This window comes from Amycolatopsis anabasis (assembly GCF_009765355.1).
Classification (GTDB): Bacteria; Actinomycetota; Actinomycetes; order Mycobacteriales; family Pseudonocardiaceae; genus Amycolatopsis; species Amycolatopsis anabasis.
This window is the reverse complement of sequence record NZ_VTHK01000037.1, coordinates 57710-73195: the sequence shown is the minus strand read 5'-3', so window position 1 is coordinate 73195 and position 15486 is coordinate 57710. Positions and strand designations below refer to the sequence as shown.

7 protein-coding genes are annotated in these 15486 nt (G+C 72.3%); 5 read left to right on the top strand and 2 right to left on the bottom strand.

Annotated features, from left to right (window positions below; all coding sequences use genetic code 11):
* Both FXO23_RS35675 and FXO23_RS35670 read left to right on the top strand, forming a co-directional pair.
* Entirely contained in the window at positions 1-942 is a 942-nt protein-coding gene (locus tag FXO23_RS35675; RefSeq protein WP_158890547.1) for an AraC family transcriptional regulator, read from the top strand.
* Between the two features lie 394 nt (positions 943-1336).
* Positions 1337-3418 (top strand): MMPL family transporter, encoded by a 2082-nt coding sequence (locus FXO23_RS35670; RefSeq protein WP_158890545.1) that lies wholly within the window; start codon positions 1337-1339, stop codon positions 3416-3418.
* Here the strand turns inward: FXO23_RS35670 and FXO23_RS35665 are convergent.
* Positions 3338-4690 (bottom strand): MFS transporter, encoded by a 1353-nt coding sequence (locus FXO23_RS35665; RefSeq protein WP_158890543.1) that lies wholly within the window; start codon positions 4688-4690, stop codon positions 3338-3340. The genes FXO23_RS35670 and FXO23_RS35665 overlap by 81 nt on opposite strands.
* Positions 4691-4814: 124 nt before the next feature.
* Here FXO23_RS35665 and FXO23_RS35660 point away from each other — a divergent pair, with 124 nt between their 5' ends.
* The 3 genes from FXO23_RS35660 (at position 4815) to FXO23_RS35650 (ending at position 14276) form a co-directional block, all read left to right on the top strand.
* Positions 4815-5708 carry an alpha/beta hydrolase gene (locus FXO23_RS35660; protein WP_158890541.1) on the top strand — a complete coding sequence of 298 codons (894 nt, stop codon included), beginning with the start codon at positions 4815-4817 and terminating at the stop codon, positions 5706-5708.
* 266 nt (positions 5709-5974) lie between these two features.
* Positions 5975-7711, top strand: coding sequence for a fatty acyl-AMP ligase (locus FXO23_RS35655; RefSeq protein WP_158890539.1), 1737 nt, complete (start codon positions 5975-5977; stop codon positions 7709-7711).
* Positions 7712-7715: 4 nt separating this feature from the next.
* Positions 7716-14276, top strand: coding sequence for a type I polyketide synthase (locus FXO23_RS35650; RefSeq protein ID WP_158890537.1), 6561 nt, complete (start codon positions 7716-7718; stop codon positions 14274-14276).
* Here the strand turns inward: FXO23_RS35650 and FXO23_RS35645 are convergent.
* On the bottom strand, positions 14264-15400 hold the full coding sequence (locus FXO23_RS35645) for an RsbRD N-terminal domain-containing protein (RefSeq protein WP_158890535.1): 1137 nt from the start codon (positions 15398-15400) through the stop codon (positions 14264-14266). The genes FXO23_RS35650 and FXO23_RS35645 overlap by 13 nt on opposite strands.
* Positions 15401-15486: the final 86 nt, after the last annotated feature.

Below are 15486 nucleotides of genomic sequence, written 5' to 3'. Positions count from 1 at the left end.
ATGCCCACACAGCCCGTCGCCATGATCTCCAGCGTGTCGACGGAATCGGTACCGCCCGCGGAACGCGTCGACTTCTGGGAGGACTACAACCGGCAGGCGCTGGTCGGGCTGACCTGTTCCTCCTATTCCGAACGGGGCCTGCTCGCGCGCCAGACGAACCTCCGCTCGGGGGCCCTGCGGATCGCCGAGATCACCGGCAACGAGCACGTCATCGAACGCACCCCGGGGATCTGCCGCCGCCTGCCGAAGGAGTCGGTGTTCGCGAGCCTGGTGCTCGGCGGGGACGCGGTCTTCTTCCATCCCGACGGGGTGCTCCCGGCCCCGGCGGGGAGCCTGGTGCTCTACGAGACCGACCACCCGTACCTCTTCGGTTTCTCCTCGCCGATGCGCCAGCTCCTGGTGGACATCCCGCGCCCGGTGTTCACCGAGCGCTGCCTGCCCGGCGGGATCCGGGCGCCGATGGTCCTCGGTGGACGGTCGGCCGCCGAGGACGCCCTGGTGTCCGCGCTGCGGTCGGTGGCGGACGGGCTCGTCGCGCGGCACGACCACGCCGACGGTGAACGCGCCGAGCAGACCGTGCTGGACCTGATCCGTTCCCTGGCCGGGGGCCGGTTCGACGGGCAGCCCGCCCAGTTGGCGATCGCGAAGGACTACATCGAGCGGCACCTGTCCGATCCGGGCCTGTCCGCCGAACGCGTCGCCGCGGCGGCCGGGGTGTCGGCGCGGCATCTGCGCCGCCTGTTCGCCCCGGACGGTATGACCCCTTCCCGCTACCTCCTCCAGCGCCGCCTCGAACTGGCACGCGACCGGCTGCGCGATGCCACCTCCGCCACCGACACCATCGCCGACATCGCCTACCGCTGCGGTTTCGCCAGCCAGTCCCACTTCACCCGCGTCTTCCGCGACCACTTCGGACAGACCCCCGGCGAGGCGCGCGGGTAACCCGGCGAGTTTCACACTCACGCAAGCGAGTTACACACTCGGGCACACGAGTTCGCATTCGGTGCTCGAACGAGCCGCCCACCGCCGGGCTGGGGAATCTCACCGCCTAGTCGCCAGAGTGTCGGGGGCTTCCCGGGGCGGTGCTCGGAAGTACCCAATGCGGCGCTGGGTACCCCCAACGTCCCCAATGCCGCATTGGTGTCCTCGCGGTACCGAAGGCCGCATTCACGCGCGCTACTCGGAAAACGCGGCGTACACCGAGCGTTCATCGGAACGAGATCCGTGGTGTGGGGGCGATCACGACGCGGGTAAATCCTGTGTTGCGAAGCCTACTGCCACCCCGGACAGAATGGTACGGTCGTACCGTATTTTTGCCGATCACGTGGCGGTACGGATGAGCAGTCGGCTGGACGAAGCCCTGGCGCAGACCAAACCACTCGGTTCCCGTGCGCGGCGCCGGTGGTGGCTGCCCGCGTTGATCGTGCTCGCGTGGCTCGCGTTCGGCGTGGTGGCCGGCGGGATGCCGGGCAAGCTTTCCCAGGTCCAGCACAACGACGGCATCTCGTTCCTGCCCGCCGGAGCCGAGGCGACCGAGGTCGCGCGGCTGCAGGAGAAGTTCGCCGGAGGCAAGATCCTGCCCGCGGTCGTGATCTTCAGCCGGACCGGCGGGCTCACCCCGGCCGATCAGGCGGCGATCGCCGATCGGGCAGCCGCGGTCGCGAAACTGCCGGGTTTGACCGGCGAGGTGAGCCCGCCGCTGCCCTCGGGGGACGGCAAGGCCGCCCAGCTGATCGCACCGGTGTCCGGTGTGGACGGTTTCGAGGCGGGCCGGACCGTGCAGCGGATGCGGGAAACCCTGAACACCGGCCTGCCCGCGGGGCTCACCGTCAACGTCACCGGTCCCGGCGGGTTCAACGCCGACCTCGGCGAGGTGTTCGCGGGGATCGACGGGCGCCTGCTGGTGATCACCGCGGCGATCGTGGTGGTGATCCTGATCCTGGTCTACCGCAGCCCGCTGCTGCCGATCGTCGTCCTGATCAGCGCCGGGCTCGCGCTGATCGCCGCCTCCGCGGTGATCGAGCCGCTCGCCGCGCACGACGTCCTCACGCTCAACGGGCAGACCCAGGGCATCCTGTTCATCCTGGTGTTCGGCGCCTCCACCGACTACGCCCTGCTGCTGGTCGCCCGCTACCGCGAGGAACTCTTGCGCCAACCGGGCACCGCCGCGGCGGTCGCCGCCGCCGTGCGGGCCTCGTTCGAATCCATCGCCGCCTCGGCGGGCACCGTGATCCTCGGCCTGCTGTGCATGCTGTTCAGCGAACTGTCCTCGAACAAGGGGCTCGGCCCGGTCGCGGCCCTGGGCATCGCCGCCTCCTTCTTGGCCTCCCTCACCTTCCTGCCCGCCGCGCTCGCCCTGCTCGGCCGCGCCGCCTTCTGGCCGATCCGGCCGAGCGCGCCGAAGAAGAACGGTCTGTGGCAACGGGTCTCGGCGCTCGTCGGCCGCCGGTTCCGTCCGGTGTGGATAGTGACCGCGCTGGCCCTGGCGGTGCTCGCCGCGTTCGCGCCGACGCTGAAGTCGAACGGCGTGAGCCAGGCCGACGTCTTCCTGGACCGGGTCGACGCGGTCGCGGGCCAGGACGTGCTCACCGAGCACTTCCCCGGCGGGCTCGGCGATCCGGCGGTCGTGGTGACGAACGCGGCGGCGGCGAACGCGGTCACCGAGGCGGCCCGCACGACCGAGGGCATCGCCGCGGTGCGGACCGCGCCCGCGGTCGTCGACGGGAAGGCCGAGATCGAAGCGACCCTGTCCGCACCCGCCGATTCGACCGCGGCGACCGAAACCGTGCAGCGCCTGCGGTCCGCGGTGCATGCGGTGCCCGGCGCCGACGCGAAGGTCGGCGGGCAGACCGCGACCCAGCTCGAGGTGCGCGACGCCGCGGAACGCGACCGCGGCCTGATCATCCCGATCGTGCTGGTGGTCATCCTCGGCGTGCTCGCGCTGCTGCTGCGATCGCTGCTGGCGCCGCTGCTGCTGATCGCGACGGTGGTGCTGTCCTTCGCCGCCACCCTGGGCGTCGGCGCGCTCGTGTTCAACCACGTCTTCGACTTCCCGGGCTCGGATCCCTCGGTACCGCTCTACGCGTTCGTCTTCCTGGTGGCCCTGGGCATCGACTACAACATCTTCCTGATGACCCGGGTGCGCGAGGAATCCCTGCGCGACGGCACCCGCGCGGGCACCCTGCACGCGCTCGGGGTGACCGGCGGGGTGATCACCTCGGCCGGGGTGGTGCTGGCCGCCACGTTCGCCGCGCTGTCCGTGCTGCCGATCCTGTTCATGGCGCAGATCGCGTTCCTGGTGGCCTTCGGCGTCCTGCTGGACACGCTCATCGTCCGTTCACTGCTGGTCCCCGCGCTGACCGTCCACATCGGCCGGTCCGTGTGGTGGCCCGGCGAACTCAGGCACGGAAGGAGTTGATCGCGATGCCCCGCCGCGAATACGCAGGGCCAGGACCGCGGCCGCCAAAGCCACGATCGCCGCGGCCAGCACGGTAGCCCGGAACCCGGACATGAACGCGGCGTGCGCCAGCTCGCCCGCGGGTCCGCGCCCCTGAGTGACCTCGTCCACTGTGGATGACAGTTCGGGCGGGAGGGACGCGCCCACCCGCCAGGACATCACCACGCCCAGGCTCGCGATGCCGAGCACGCCACCGAGCTGGGTGGCCACCTGCTGCAGGGCCGAGGCCGAGCCGGACATGTCCACGGGCGCTCCGGCCACGATCACCTGGGTCGCCGCGATCAGCGCGATCCCGGTGCCCAGGCCGAGCACCAGCGCCCACGGCAATACGCTCAGCTGCGAGGAATCCGGTGCCAGGCCGCGGAAACCGAGCATGCCCGCCGCCACCAGGAGCAGCCCCGCCGCCGCGGGCCAGCGCGGGCCGAACCGCCCGGTGAGCACCCCGCCGAGTGGCGCGCTGAGCACCACCACCGCGGTCACCGGCAGCAACCACTCCCCCGCCCCGATGGGATCCAGCCCGCGGACGTTCTGCAGGTACAGCGTGAGGAAGAACAGCAGGCCGAACAAGGAGAAGTAGCTGCCCGCGGTCAGCGCGGCGCCCAGTGCCACGCCCCGCATCCGGACGAGTTCGAGCAGCCGCCCGGGCCCGCCCGCGCTGCGCGATTCGGCCACGGCCACCCGGGCCAGCACCGCGGTCAGGAGCGAAAGCGGCACGTTGATCAGGAAAACCGCCTGCCAGCCGAACCGGGCGACGATGAACCCGGCCACGATCGGCCCGGCGGCGACCGACACCGCCGCCGAACCTCCCCAGACGCCCAGCGCCAGCTCGAGCCGTTCGCGGGGGAACGCGCCGCGCAGCAGGGCCAGCGCCGCGGGCTGCAGCAGGGCCCCGGCCAAGCCCTGTGCCGCGCGCAGCACGACCAGTTGCCACCCGCTCTCCGCGCCCGCGATGAGCAAGGACACCAGGCCGAAACCCAGTACCCCGGCGAGAAAAGTGGCGCGGCGGCCGACCCGGTCCGCCAACCGGCCCGCCGGGAACAGGGCGACGGCCAGGGCGAGCAGGTAGGCGTTGGCGATCCACTGCAGTTCGCTCATGGACGCCCCGACCGAACGCGCGATATCCGGGCCGGCGATGGTCAGCGCGGTGCCGTCCAGGCCGACCATCATGCCGCCGACGCACACCGTGGCCAGGGTCCACCATGGACGCTGGACGGATCGTAAATTCTTGGTCATGATTCCTGCCTGTGCCCGATGACGGGGAACTGAATTCTCGGCGAAGCCGTTCGACTTTTCGCGGACGGCGGCACGCAAGCACGATAATTGCTCCCACCGAGCATACTCAACAGGACGGCGGCTGATGTATCTGCGCGATGACATCGAGGTAACCGGCGAACGATTCGTCGAACAACACATTGTCGATATCGAAGTGCGCTCGGTCGCCCTCGGCCGGACCGTGGTGGTCCGCCTGTTGACGCCGCGGGAGTGGTCGGTCGATCCCGGCCGGAAATGGCCGGTGCTGTATCTCCTGCACGGTGGCGACGACGATCCGACCGGGTTCACCACGCATACCGATGTCGTCGAGCGCGCGGTCGCCGACGATCTGCTGGTCGTGCTGCCCCCGGGCGGGCGCGCCGGTTTCTACACCGCCTGGCGCCGCCCGGACTCGCACGGCACGACCCCGGACTGGGAGCGGTTCCACCTCACCGAGCTGCGCGAACTGCTGGAGCGGCGCTACGGCGCGAGCGACGTGCGGGCCGTGGCCGGGGTCTCGATGGGCGGCTACGGCGCGGTCACCTACGCCGCCAAACATCCCGGCCTGTTCACCGCGGCCGCGTCCTACAGCGGGATGCTGCACGTCACCCGCCCTTTTGCCGCCTTGCTGCTGCGGTACTACCTGCGCAGCGTCGGTGAGCGGCTGAACGCCATGTGGGGCCCGCGCTGGACTCAGCGCGCCCGCTGGAAGCGCAATGATCCGGTGCACCTGGCCGAGCGCCTGGCAGGCACTCCGCTGTACCTGGCCGCCGGGGACGGCGCCCGGGTGGCCGGCGACGCGCGGGCCCCCGGCGAGAAGCTCATCGAGCGGCTGGTGGCCCCGGCCACCCGTGAACTGGCCGACCGGATGGCCGCCCTCGGCGAGCCGCCGCGGACCAGTTTCGGGCCGGGCGTGCACTACTGGCCCTCCTGGCAACGCGAACTCGAGCGGTCGTGGCCGTTTCTCGTCGGCGCGCTCAAAGACACTTTGGCATTCTGAGGCCGACCGGTTGACGGATTTCGTACCACCGGATGCACAACCGCGCTCAAGTGTGCCGCTTCACAGCCGGACTTATTGCCGCTGCCAAGTTCAGCGAGGTAACGTCCGCCATACCCCACTTTCGAGTGGTTCGCGAAGTGGCAGCCACCCGAGAATTCCTGTCAGGGAATTCACGGGGTGCCAGTAAACACTTTTGACGTGACGAACCGCATTTCTGAATCTTCTCGAATCCCTGCACCCTGCAGAAGAATCCGGATGGTACTGGCATGGCTTTCGGAGTTGACTACGAGCCGTTGACCGACTCGCTCGCGCGGCTGGCCGAGGACGAGCGACCGGCGTTCACCTTCATCGACTACGGCACCGATCGAGACGGGGTCGAGCACACGATCAGCTGGGCCGAGCTGAACCGCCGGGCGAAGGCGGTGGCGGCCACCCTCGCCGAACTCACCGAGCCCGGCGAACGCGTAGCCGTGCTCTGTCCGCAGAACCTGGACTACGTGGTGGGTTTCTTCGCCACGCTCTACTCGGGAACGATCGGGGTCCCGCTGTTCGCGCCCGAAGTGAGCGCGCACGGGCAACGCCTGGTCGGTGCGCTGGCCGACGCCGATCCGGAGGTCTGGCTGACCTCGACCGAAGCCCTGGGGAGCATCCACGAACTGCGCGACGGGCAGCCCGTCCCGCGCCCGAAGCACGTCGTCGCGGTGGACACTGTGGACAGTGCGCGGGCCGATGGCTTCCAGCACGTGCCGCTTTCCCCCGAGCAGCCCGCCTATCTGCAGTACACCTCCGGCTCGACCCGCAGCCCGGCGGGCGCGGTGATCACCCACCGCGCGGTCGCGGTGAACGCGGCGCAGATCCAGCTCGCCTACCAGGTCGGCGCGCACAGCACCTGCGTCGGCTGGCTCCCGTTCTTCCACGACATGGGCCTGGTGCAGCTCATCTGCCTGCCCGTGCACGCGGGGTGCCGATCGGTGTTCACCACGCCGTTCTCCTTCACCCGCAAGCCGGTGCGCTGGCTGCGCCTGCTCGGCGGTTACCCGAACACCATCTCGGCGGCGCCCAACTTCGCGTTCGAGTACGCCGCGGCGAAGCTGACCGACGCCGACCGCGCCGCGCTCGACCTGTCCGGGGTGCGCACCGCGATCAACGGCAGCGAACCGGTGCGCGCCACCACGATCGCCGGTTTCCAGGCCGCCTGCGGGCCGCTCGGATTCGCGCCGGAGGCGCACAAACCGTCCTACGGGCTGGCCGAGGCGACCGTGTTCGTCAGCGCCACCCCCGGCGACGCCGCGCCGCGCATCCTGACCGTGGACCGGGAACGCCTCGGCGCGGGCGAAGCCGTCGAGGTGCCCGCCGACGACGACAAGGCGCTCGCCCTGGTCACCGCGGGCCGCCCGGTCGGCCAGCTGGTGCGGATCGCCGACATCGAGACGCGCGAGGCCCTGCCCGACGGGCGGGTCGGTGAGATCTGGGTGCACGGCCCGAACGTGGCGAGCGGTTACTGGCGGCAGCCGGAACGCTCGGCCGAGACCTTCGCCGGCGAACTGGCCAACGCGGGTGCGGACACCCCGGCGACCGGCTGGCTGCGCACCGGCGACCTCGGGGTCGTCCACGACGGCGACCTGTTCATCACCGGCCGCCTCAAGGATCTGATCATCATCGACGGCAAGAACCACTACCCGCAGGACATCGAGGCGACCGCCCAGGAGGCGCATCCGGCCATCCGCCGGGACCGGCTCGCGGTGTTCAGCATCGAACGCGACGGCCACGAGGGACCGGTCGTGGTGGCCGAGTTCTCCCAGCACGTGCCCGAAGAGCAGCGGGACGCCGAGGAGGTCGGCCGGGCCGTGCGGGCCGCCGTCGCGCAGCACCACGACCTGCGGCTGCTGGACTTCGTGCTGGTGCGGCCGGGAACCGTGCAGCGCACCTCCAGCGGCAAGATCGCCCGCTCGGCGACCCGCAAGCGGTACCTCGACGGCAGCCTGACCAGAGAGGCGGGATAGCGAGATGAGACCCGAGGAACTGCGCCGCTGGCTGGTCGAGCAGATCGCCACCACCTGCGGGCTGGCTCCGTCCGATGTGGACACCGCACGCCCACTGCGCGAATACGGGCTGACCTCGCGGGAGGCGGTGCTGCTCGGCGGCGAGCTGGAGGACCTGCTGGACCGCGAGCTGCCCACCGCCCTGGTCTGGCACCACCCGACCATCGACGCGCTGGTCACCGCGCTGCTCGGCGAATCCGCCGAACCCGAACGTGCGACTCGCGTGCCGGAACGTGTAACTCACTTGCCCGAGTGCGCGACTCGCGTGCCGGAAAGTGAAACTCGCGAGCCGATCGCGGTGATCGGGCTGGGGTGCCGGTTGCCGGGCGGGGTGCGCGGGCCCGATGACTTCTGGCGGTTGCTGATCGGCGGCGAATCCGGGGTTTCCGAGGTGCCGGAAGGGCGCTGGGAGCAGTTCGGGCACGATTCGCCGGATCAGGCCGAACGGCTGGGGCGGTTGCGGCGCTGGGGCGGTTTCCTCGACGACATCGCCCGCTTCGACGCCGAGTTCTTCGGCATCACGCCGCGTGAGGCGGCCGCGATGGACCCGCAGCAGCGGCTGCTGCTCGAGGTCGCCTGGGAGGCGCTGGAGCACGCCGGGGTCGCGTCCGAAACCTTGCGCGGCAGCCGGACCGGGGTCTTCGTCGGCATCAGCGGCAACGAGTACAGCCACCTCACCCTGGACGACGTGACCCGGATCGACGCGTGGAGCGGGACCGGTTCGGCGCTGAGCATCGCGGCGAACCGGCTGTCCTACGTGTTCGATCTGCGCGGTCCGAGCGTGGCGGTGGACAGCGCGTGCTCGTCCTCGCTGACCGCGGTGCACCTGGCCGTGCAGAGCCTGCGCGGCGGGGAGAGCGAGGTCGCGCTCGCCGCCGGGGCGAACCTGCTGCTCGGCCCGGGCATCATGGTGAACTTCGACGAGATGGGCGTGATCTCGCAGGACGGGCGGTGCAAGGCGTTCGACGCGGCCGCCGACGGGATCGCCCGTGCCGAGGGCGCCGGGGTCGTGGTGCTCAAACCGCTGTCCGCCGCGGTGCGCGACGGCGACCGGGTGCTGGCCGTGCTGCGCGGTTCCGCGGTGAACTCCGACGGCCGGTCCAACGGGCTCACCGCGCCCAATCCCGAGGCGCAGCAAGCCTTGCTGCGCACCGCGTACCAGAGCGCCGGGGTCGATCCCGCCGAGGTGGACTACGTCGAGGCGCACGGCACCGGCACGCTGCTCGGCGACCCGATCGAGGCAACCGCGCTGGGCAAGGTGCTGGGTAACGATCGGAACGGGCAGCCGTTGCTGATCGGTTCGGTGAAGTCGAACCTCGGCCACCTGGAAGCCGCGGCCGGGATCACCGGCCTGATCAAGGTCGTGCTGGCGCTGGCGAACCGGCGCATCCCGGCCAGCCTGCACTTCACCGAACCCAATCCGCACATCCCGTTCGACGAGCTGCGCCTCGCGGTCGCGGCCGAGCAGCAGCCGTGGCCCGGGCACGGCCGCCCGGCCCGCGCGGGGGTTTCCGGGTTCGGCTTCGGCGGCACCAACGCGCATGTGGTCGTCGAACAGGCCCCGGCCGCCGAACCGGTCGAGGAACGCGAGCCGGGGCACGGGTTGTTCCTGCTCGCCGACGCCTCCCCGGAACGGATCCGCCGCCGCGCGACCGTGCTCGCCGACTGGCTGAGCGGTCCCGGCGAGCACAGCGCACTGTCCGATGTGGAGCACACCCTGGCGCGCCGGGCGTCCGGCCGCCACCGCGCCGTGATCGCCGCGGGCACGCGCGACGACCTGGTGTCCGGGCTGCGCGCGCTCGCCGCGGGCACCACCCGGCCCGAGGTGGTCACCGGGGTGCGCGACCGGATCGGCGCGGGCCCGGTGTGGGTGTTCTCCGGGCAGGGCTCCCAGTGGACCGGCATGTGCCGCGGCCTGCTCGCCGCCGAACCGGCCTTCGCCGACGCGGTGGCCGAGGTCGACGCCGCGCTGCGCCCGGAGATCGGCTGGTCCCTGCGGGAGATCCTGGACGGCGGCGTCGAGCCCGCCGCGTTCGCCGATCTGCAGCCGTACCTCTTCGGCGTGCAGGTGGCGCTGGCGAAGCTGTGGCTGCACCACGGGGTCACCCCCGCGGCGGTGATCGGGCATTCGCTCGGCGAGGTGGCCGCCGCGGTCATCGGCGGTGCGGTGTCCCTGGCCGACGGCGCGAAGATCGCGGTCCGCCGCTCGCGCCTGCTCGCCGAAACCGCGGGCCGCGGCGCGATGGCGGTCCTGGAGCTGTCCGCCGAGGACGTGACCGCGCTGCTGCGCGACTACCCGGACGTGGACATCGCGGTGCTCAACGCGCCGGTGCAGACCGTCGTCGCCGGGCAGCACGAGCAGGTGCGCGCGCTGGCCGCCGCGGTCGAGGCGCGCGGGCTGCTGGCGCGGCTGATCAAGTCCGAGGTCGCCGGGCACTCCCGGCTGGTGGAGAACGCGGCGAACGCACTGCGCGGCGAACTGTCCGATGTGGACGCACAGGCGTCCGGGATCCCGATGTATCTCGGCGCCGCCGAGGATCCGCGGGCCGAGGTCGTGCTCGGCCCGGACTACTGGGTGCGCAACGTCCGCCGCACGGTCCGGTTCGCCGACGCCGTCACCGCGGCGCTCGAGGACGGGTTCACCACGTTCCTGGAGATCTCGCCGCATCCGGTGCTGTTCCACGCGGTCACCGAAACCGCCGCGACCACCGGCGCCGAGGTGCACGTGCTCGGCACCCTGCGGCGGGACGAGGACGAACCGCGGCGGTTCCACGCCAACCGGGGTCGTTTGGTCGCGCTGAGCGGTGCACCGCACGCGACGGCGGGCCGGTTGCTGGACCTGCCGACCACGCCGTGGCAGGGCCAGGCGCACTGGACGCGCCCGGCCGCCCGGCGCACCGCGCCCGGAACGCATCCGCTGCTCGGCACGCACAGCGAGGTGCCCGGTCAGGGCACGCACGTCTGGCTCGCCGAACTGGGCACGCTCGCCCAGCCGTGGCTGGCCGAGCACCGGATCGACGACCGGCCGATCCTGGCCGGGGCCTGCTACGTCGAGATGGCGCTGATCGCCGCGTCGACCGCGCTCGGCCGCGAACCGCACCGGCTCGCGCTGCGCGATCTCTCGCTGCACCAGCCCCTGCCGCTGGCCGAGCAGACCCCGGTCACCACCACCTTCACGCCCGAAGGCGACGGCGGCCGGGTCGACGTGCACACCAAGGGCGCCGACGGCACGTGGACCCTGCACTGCACGGTCGCGGTGGCCGAAGCCGAGGAGGCCGAGTCGAGTTGGCGTCCCGGTGACGGCGATCCCGGCCGGAGCCTGCCGCCGTCGCGGTTGTACGAGCGGCTGCGCTCGCTCGGCGTCGGCTACGGCCCGGCGTTCACCGGCCTGACCGAGATCCGGGCGACCGATGCGGCGGCGGTTGCCGCGGTCTCGGTGCCCGAGGAAGCGCCGCGCGGCGGATACCTGCTGCATCCGGTGCTGCTGGACTGCTGCCTGCAGTCGTTCGCGGCCACGCTGTCCGACGACTCCGGCGACGGCGCCTTCTACATGCCGGTCGAATTCGGCTCGGTGCGGTTGTTCGGTGACCCGGGCGAGGGCGTGACGGGACACGTTTCCCTGCGGCAGAACGATTCCGACCGCGGTGGCCTGTTCGGCGAGCTGCGGTTGACCGATCCGGACGGGCGCGTGCTGCTGGAGATCACCGAGATCTTCGTCCGCCGGATGGTGCGGGGCGAACTCGCCACCCCGTTGCGCGAACGGCTGCTCGAACGCGTGTGGCGGCAGGAGGATCCGCCACCCGCCCAGGAGGCCGCCGAGACTCTGGTGATCGCCCCCGCCGGGCATCCGCTGGCCGATCGGATCGCCGCCGGGCTGGGCGCGCGGGTGCTGCCCGGCGCCGATCTGGACGTCATCCGCGCCACGCTGATCTCGGACCGGCCCTCGGCGGTCGCGTTCCTGGTCGCCGAAGCCGACGAACCCTCCGGCCTGGCCGCCGGGCAACGGGCCCTGCTCGACACGGTCGACCTGGTGCGCGCGCTGGTCGATCTGCCGGGTGTGCCGCCCCGGCTGTGGCTGGTCACCTCCTCGGCCGCGACCGTGCTGCCCGGCGATCCCGGCCGCCCCGGTCAGGCGGCCCTGCGCGGGCTGATCCGGGTGCTGTCCTACGAGCACCCGGCGCTGCGGGCGAGCTGGCTCGACGTCGAGGCGTCCGATGTGGACCGAGCCGCCGCCGAAGTGGTGGGCGAACTGGCCGCCGCACCGGCCGACGACGAGGTCGCCTGGCGGGACGGCCGCCGGTTCACCGGACGGCTCGCCTACACCACCGCGCCCGCGCCGGAGACCGAGCGGGTGGTCCGCTCGGACGGCGGTTACGTGATCACCGGCGGGCTCACCGGTCTCGGCCTGCTGGTCGCGGGCTGGCTCGCCGACCGCGGCGCCGCCAAGATCGTCCTCAACGGACGGTCCGCGCCGAAACCCGCGGCGCAGGCGGTGATCGAGGAACTGCGCGCGGGCGGCACCGCGATCGAGGTGGTGCTCGGTGACATCGCCGAACCCGGCGTCGCCCCGAAGCTGCTCGCCGAGGCCGCGCGGGACGCGGTGCCGCGCGGGGTGGTGCACGCGGCCGCCGTGTTCGACGACCGCACGGTGTCCCGGTTGGACGACGAGACCGTGCGGCGCACCTGGCGGCCCAAGGCGGTCGGCGCGTGGCGGCTGCACGAGGCCACCGCGGAGCTGGAGCTGGACTGGTGGCTCGGCTTCTCGTCCGCGACCGCGCTGCACGGGCTGCCCGGTCAGCCCGCGTATGCCTCCGCCAACGCGTACCTGGACGCCGTGGTGGCCCTGCGCCGCGCGTCCGGGCTGCCCGCCGCGGCGGTGAACTGGGGAACCTGGGCCGAGGTCGGCGCCGCCGCCGGATTGGAGGTGCCATGGTTGCGCCCGATCAGCCCGGACGAGGGGCTCGGACTGCTCGGTGACGTGCTGGCCTCCGGTGGCGGCGCGCTCGGGGCAGTCCGGCTGGACATCCCCCGGCTGCTCGACGCGTTCGCCGATCTGGCCGACGTCCCGTTCTTCGCGGACCTGTTCGCCGGTTACGCACGGGCCGACGACGGCGCGGGCGACTGGCCCGGCCTGGCGGCGGTGCGCGGCCGGGAACCCGCGGAGATCCGGGCGCTCGCGAGTGCCCAGCTCCGCGCGCGGGTCGCGTCGGTGACCGGGTTCTCCGCGGACTCGTTGCCCGACGACACCGCGCTCACCAGCCTCGGCGTCGACTCGCTGCTCGCGGTGCGGATCCGCAACGCGCTACAGCACGACTTCGAGGTCGCGCTGCCGGTTTCGCTGCTGCTGCGCGGCGGCAGCCTCGCCGAACTGGAACGCTGGCTGTTCTCCGAGCTGGCCGTCACTTCCGAGGTGCCCCGGCAGCGGCGCAGCGCGCAGGAGCTGGTGCGGCCGCGGGACGCCGCCGAGCGGCTGGTCGTCGCGGCCTGGGAAGAAGTGCTCGGCGTGCCGGTCGGCGTGACGAGCGAGTTCGCCGCGCTGGGCGGGGACGAGGTCCAGGCCGAACTGGTGACGTCGCTGCTGAGCGGGCGCAGCGGGCACGCGTTGCGCACGGCCGAACTGTTCGCGCAGCCCACGCCGGAGCTGATGGCCCAGGTGATCCGCGAGGCGGACCGCGCCCAGGCCGGTCCGGTGCGGGTGCTGCGGGAAAGCGGGCAGGCGCGGCCGTTGTTCTTCTTCCACCCCGGTGGCGGGGACACCGCGGTGTTCCGCCAGCTCGTCGATCTGCTCGATCCGGACGTCCCGGCCTACGGCTTCGACCGGACCGACACCTCGGCGACCGTGGAGGAACGGGTCCGGGGCTGGTTGCCCGAGCTGCGCCGCCACCAGCCGCACGGCCCGTACCGGTTGTCCGGCTGGTCCTTCGGCGGCTTCCTGGCCTTCGAGGCCGCGCAGCAGCTGACCGCCGCGGGGGAGCAGGTCGAACTGCTCGCGCTGGTCGATCCGATCCTGCCGCTGCCCATGCCGCAGGAGGCCGGACTGTCCGAAGTGGAGCTTCTGGAACGGAGGTTCGAGCGGTACGCCGAGTTCCTGAAGACCAGTTACGGCAAGGCGGTCGAGCTGCCGTATGCCGAGATGGCCCGGCTGGACGACGAGGCGCAGGCGGATCTGCTGGCCGACACGATCCTGGCGGCCGGGGTGGTGGACGAGCGGGTCGGCGAGGCGATCCTGGCCCACCAGCGCGCGTCCTTCCTGGACGCCCGGCTGCTGGAGCGGTACCGGCCGGACCGGTATGCCGGGCGCACGGTGTTCTACAGCGCCGCGTCCCCGGTGCCCGGCGGCCTGCGGGACCAGCGCTTCGACCGGGAGGATCCGGCGCGCGGCTGGGACGAGGTGTGCACCGATCTCGAACTGGTCACCGTGCCGGGCCACCATCTGTCCCTTTTGGACCCACCGAACGTGGAGGTCATCGCCGACCACCTCAACCGGACGCTCCGGACGGCCCTGTCCAAGCCCTACGCGCGCTGATCGTGGGAACTCCGGGTGAGCCACCAGATCTCGGCGATGTCGGCCGGGTCCCGGAGATCGGCGCCGGTCAGTTCGGTGAAGTGCGCGAGCCGGTGCCGCAGGGTGTTGGCGTGGACGTGCAGCGACGCGGCCGTTTCGTCCACCCGCATCCCGTGCTCGAGGTAGCGGCGCACCGACTGCCAGATGTCCTGCCCGTACCCGCCCTTGGCGCGCAGCGGCGCCAGCAGCCGGTCGGTGAGGATGCGGGTCATCTCGTCGTCGGTCGCCGCGACCCCGGCCAGGCGCAGCGTCTCCATCGAATGCGCGCCGGGCAGGCTCAGCCGCAGCGCCGCGGCGAGCGCCCGGCCCGCGGCGAGGTAGGACCCGGGCAGTTCGTCCACGCCCCGCCACGGCCCGACGCCGAACGTGCCGAACCCCGGGTCGACGTCGATCGGCCCGGAAAGCAGCCCGAGGACGTCCTGGTGCACCACGACCGCGACCAGGCCGCCCTCGGGCATGCTCTCGCGCAGTGCGGAAACGGTCGCGCCCGGCGCGAGGCGTCCGCGCAGCGCGCCGTACTTCCCGTCCGGCGCCAGGCCGAGTTGCAGCAGGTGCTGCTGTCCCGCGACCCCCGCGGCCGGCTGGACCAGCAGCGCGCGCAGGGCGTCGCCGATGCGCTGCTCGTCCTCGCGAGCGCTGCGCAGTTCCACCTCGCGGTGGGCGGTGGCCGCGGCGACGGTCACCCGGTCCAGCCACTGCCACAGCAGCTGCATGGTGTGCAGCAACGATTCCGGGTCCGCGCCGCGGCGGCGGGCCTGCCCGGCGACGGTGTCCCAGAAGCCCTGCGCGGCGATCCGGTACGCGGCCAGCACGGCGGCGATGCTGATCCCCCGCCGCGCGCGGTCGGCGGCGAACGCGTTGATCTCGCGCAGTTCCGCCTCGTCCGGCAACCGCCCGGCCCGCAGCTGGCCGAGGGCGGCGACCACGATGCTGCGGTTGCCCGCGCGCTGATCGGCGTCGGGCAGGCCGCGGTACTCCGGCACCTCCGCGCGGACCCGGGCCACCTGGTCGGCCACGATCGCGTCGAGGCGTTCGGGGTGGGCGAGGAGATCGTCGAAAACGGACTGCACCACCGTCATCGCCATTGGGGATTCCTCCAACGAAAGCGCCTCGGAACTGGCCGGGAGTCCAGCCTGTGCCGATATCCATTGTGGCGAAGTCCGACGCTGGT

Coding starts and splice junctions, on each gene's coding strand:
- FXO23_RS35675 (WP_158890547.1), top strand. CDS start 1: ATGCCCACACAGCCCGTCGCCATGATCTCCAGCGTGTCGACGGAATCG.
- FXO23_RS35670 (WP_158890545.1), top strand. CDS start 1,337: ATGAGCAGTCGGCTGGACGAAGCCCTGGCGCAGACCAAACCACTCGGT.
- FXO23_RS35665 (WP_158890543.1), bottom strand. CDS start 4,690: ATGACCAAGAATTTACGATCCGTCCAGCGTCCATGGTGGACCCTGGCC.
- FXO23_RS35660 (WP_158890541.1), top strand. CDS start 4,815: ATGTATCTGCGCGATGACATCGAGGTAACCGGCGAACGATTCGTCGAA.
- FXO23_RS35655 (WP_158890539.1), top strand. CDS start 5,975: ATGGCTTTCGGAGTTGACTACGAGCCGTTGACCGACTCGCTCGCGCGG.
- FXO23_RS35650 (WP_158890537.1), top strand. CDS start 7,716: ATGAGACCCGAGGAACTGCGCCGCTGGCTGGTCGAGCAGATCGCCACC.
- FXO23_RS35645 (WP_158890535.1), bottom strand. CDS start 15,400: ATGGCGATGACGGTGGTGCAGTCCGTTTTCGACGATCTCCTCGCCCAC.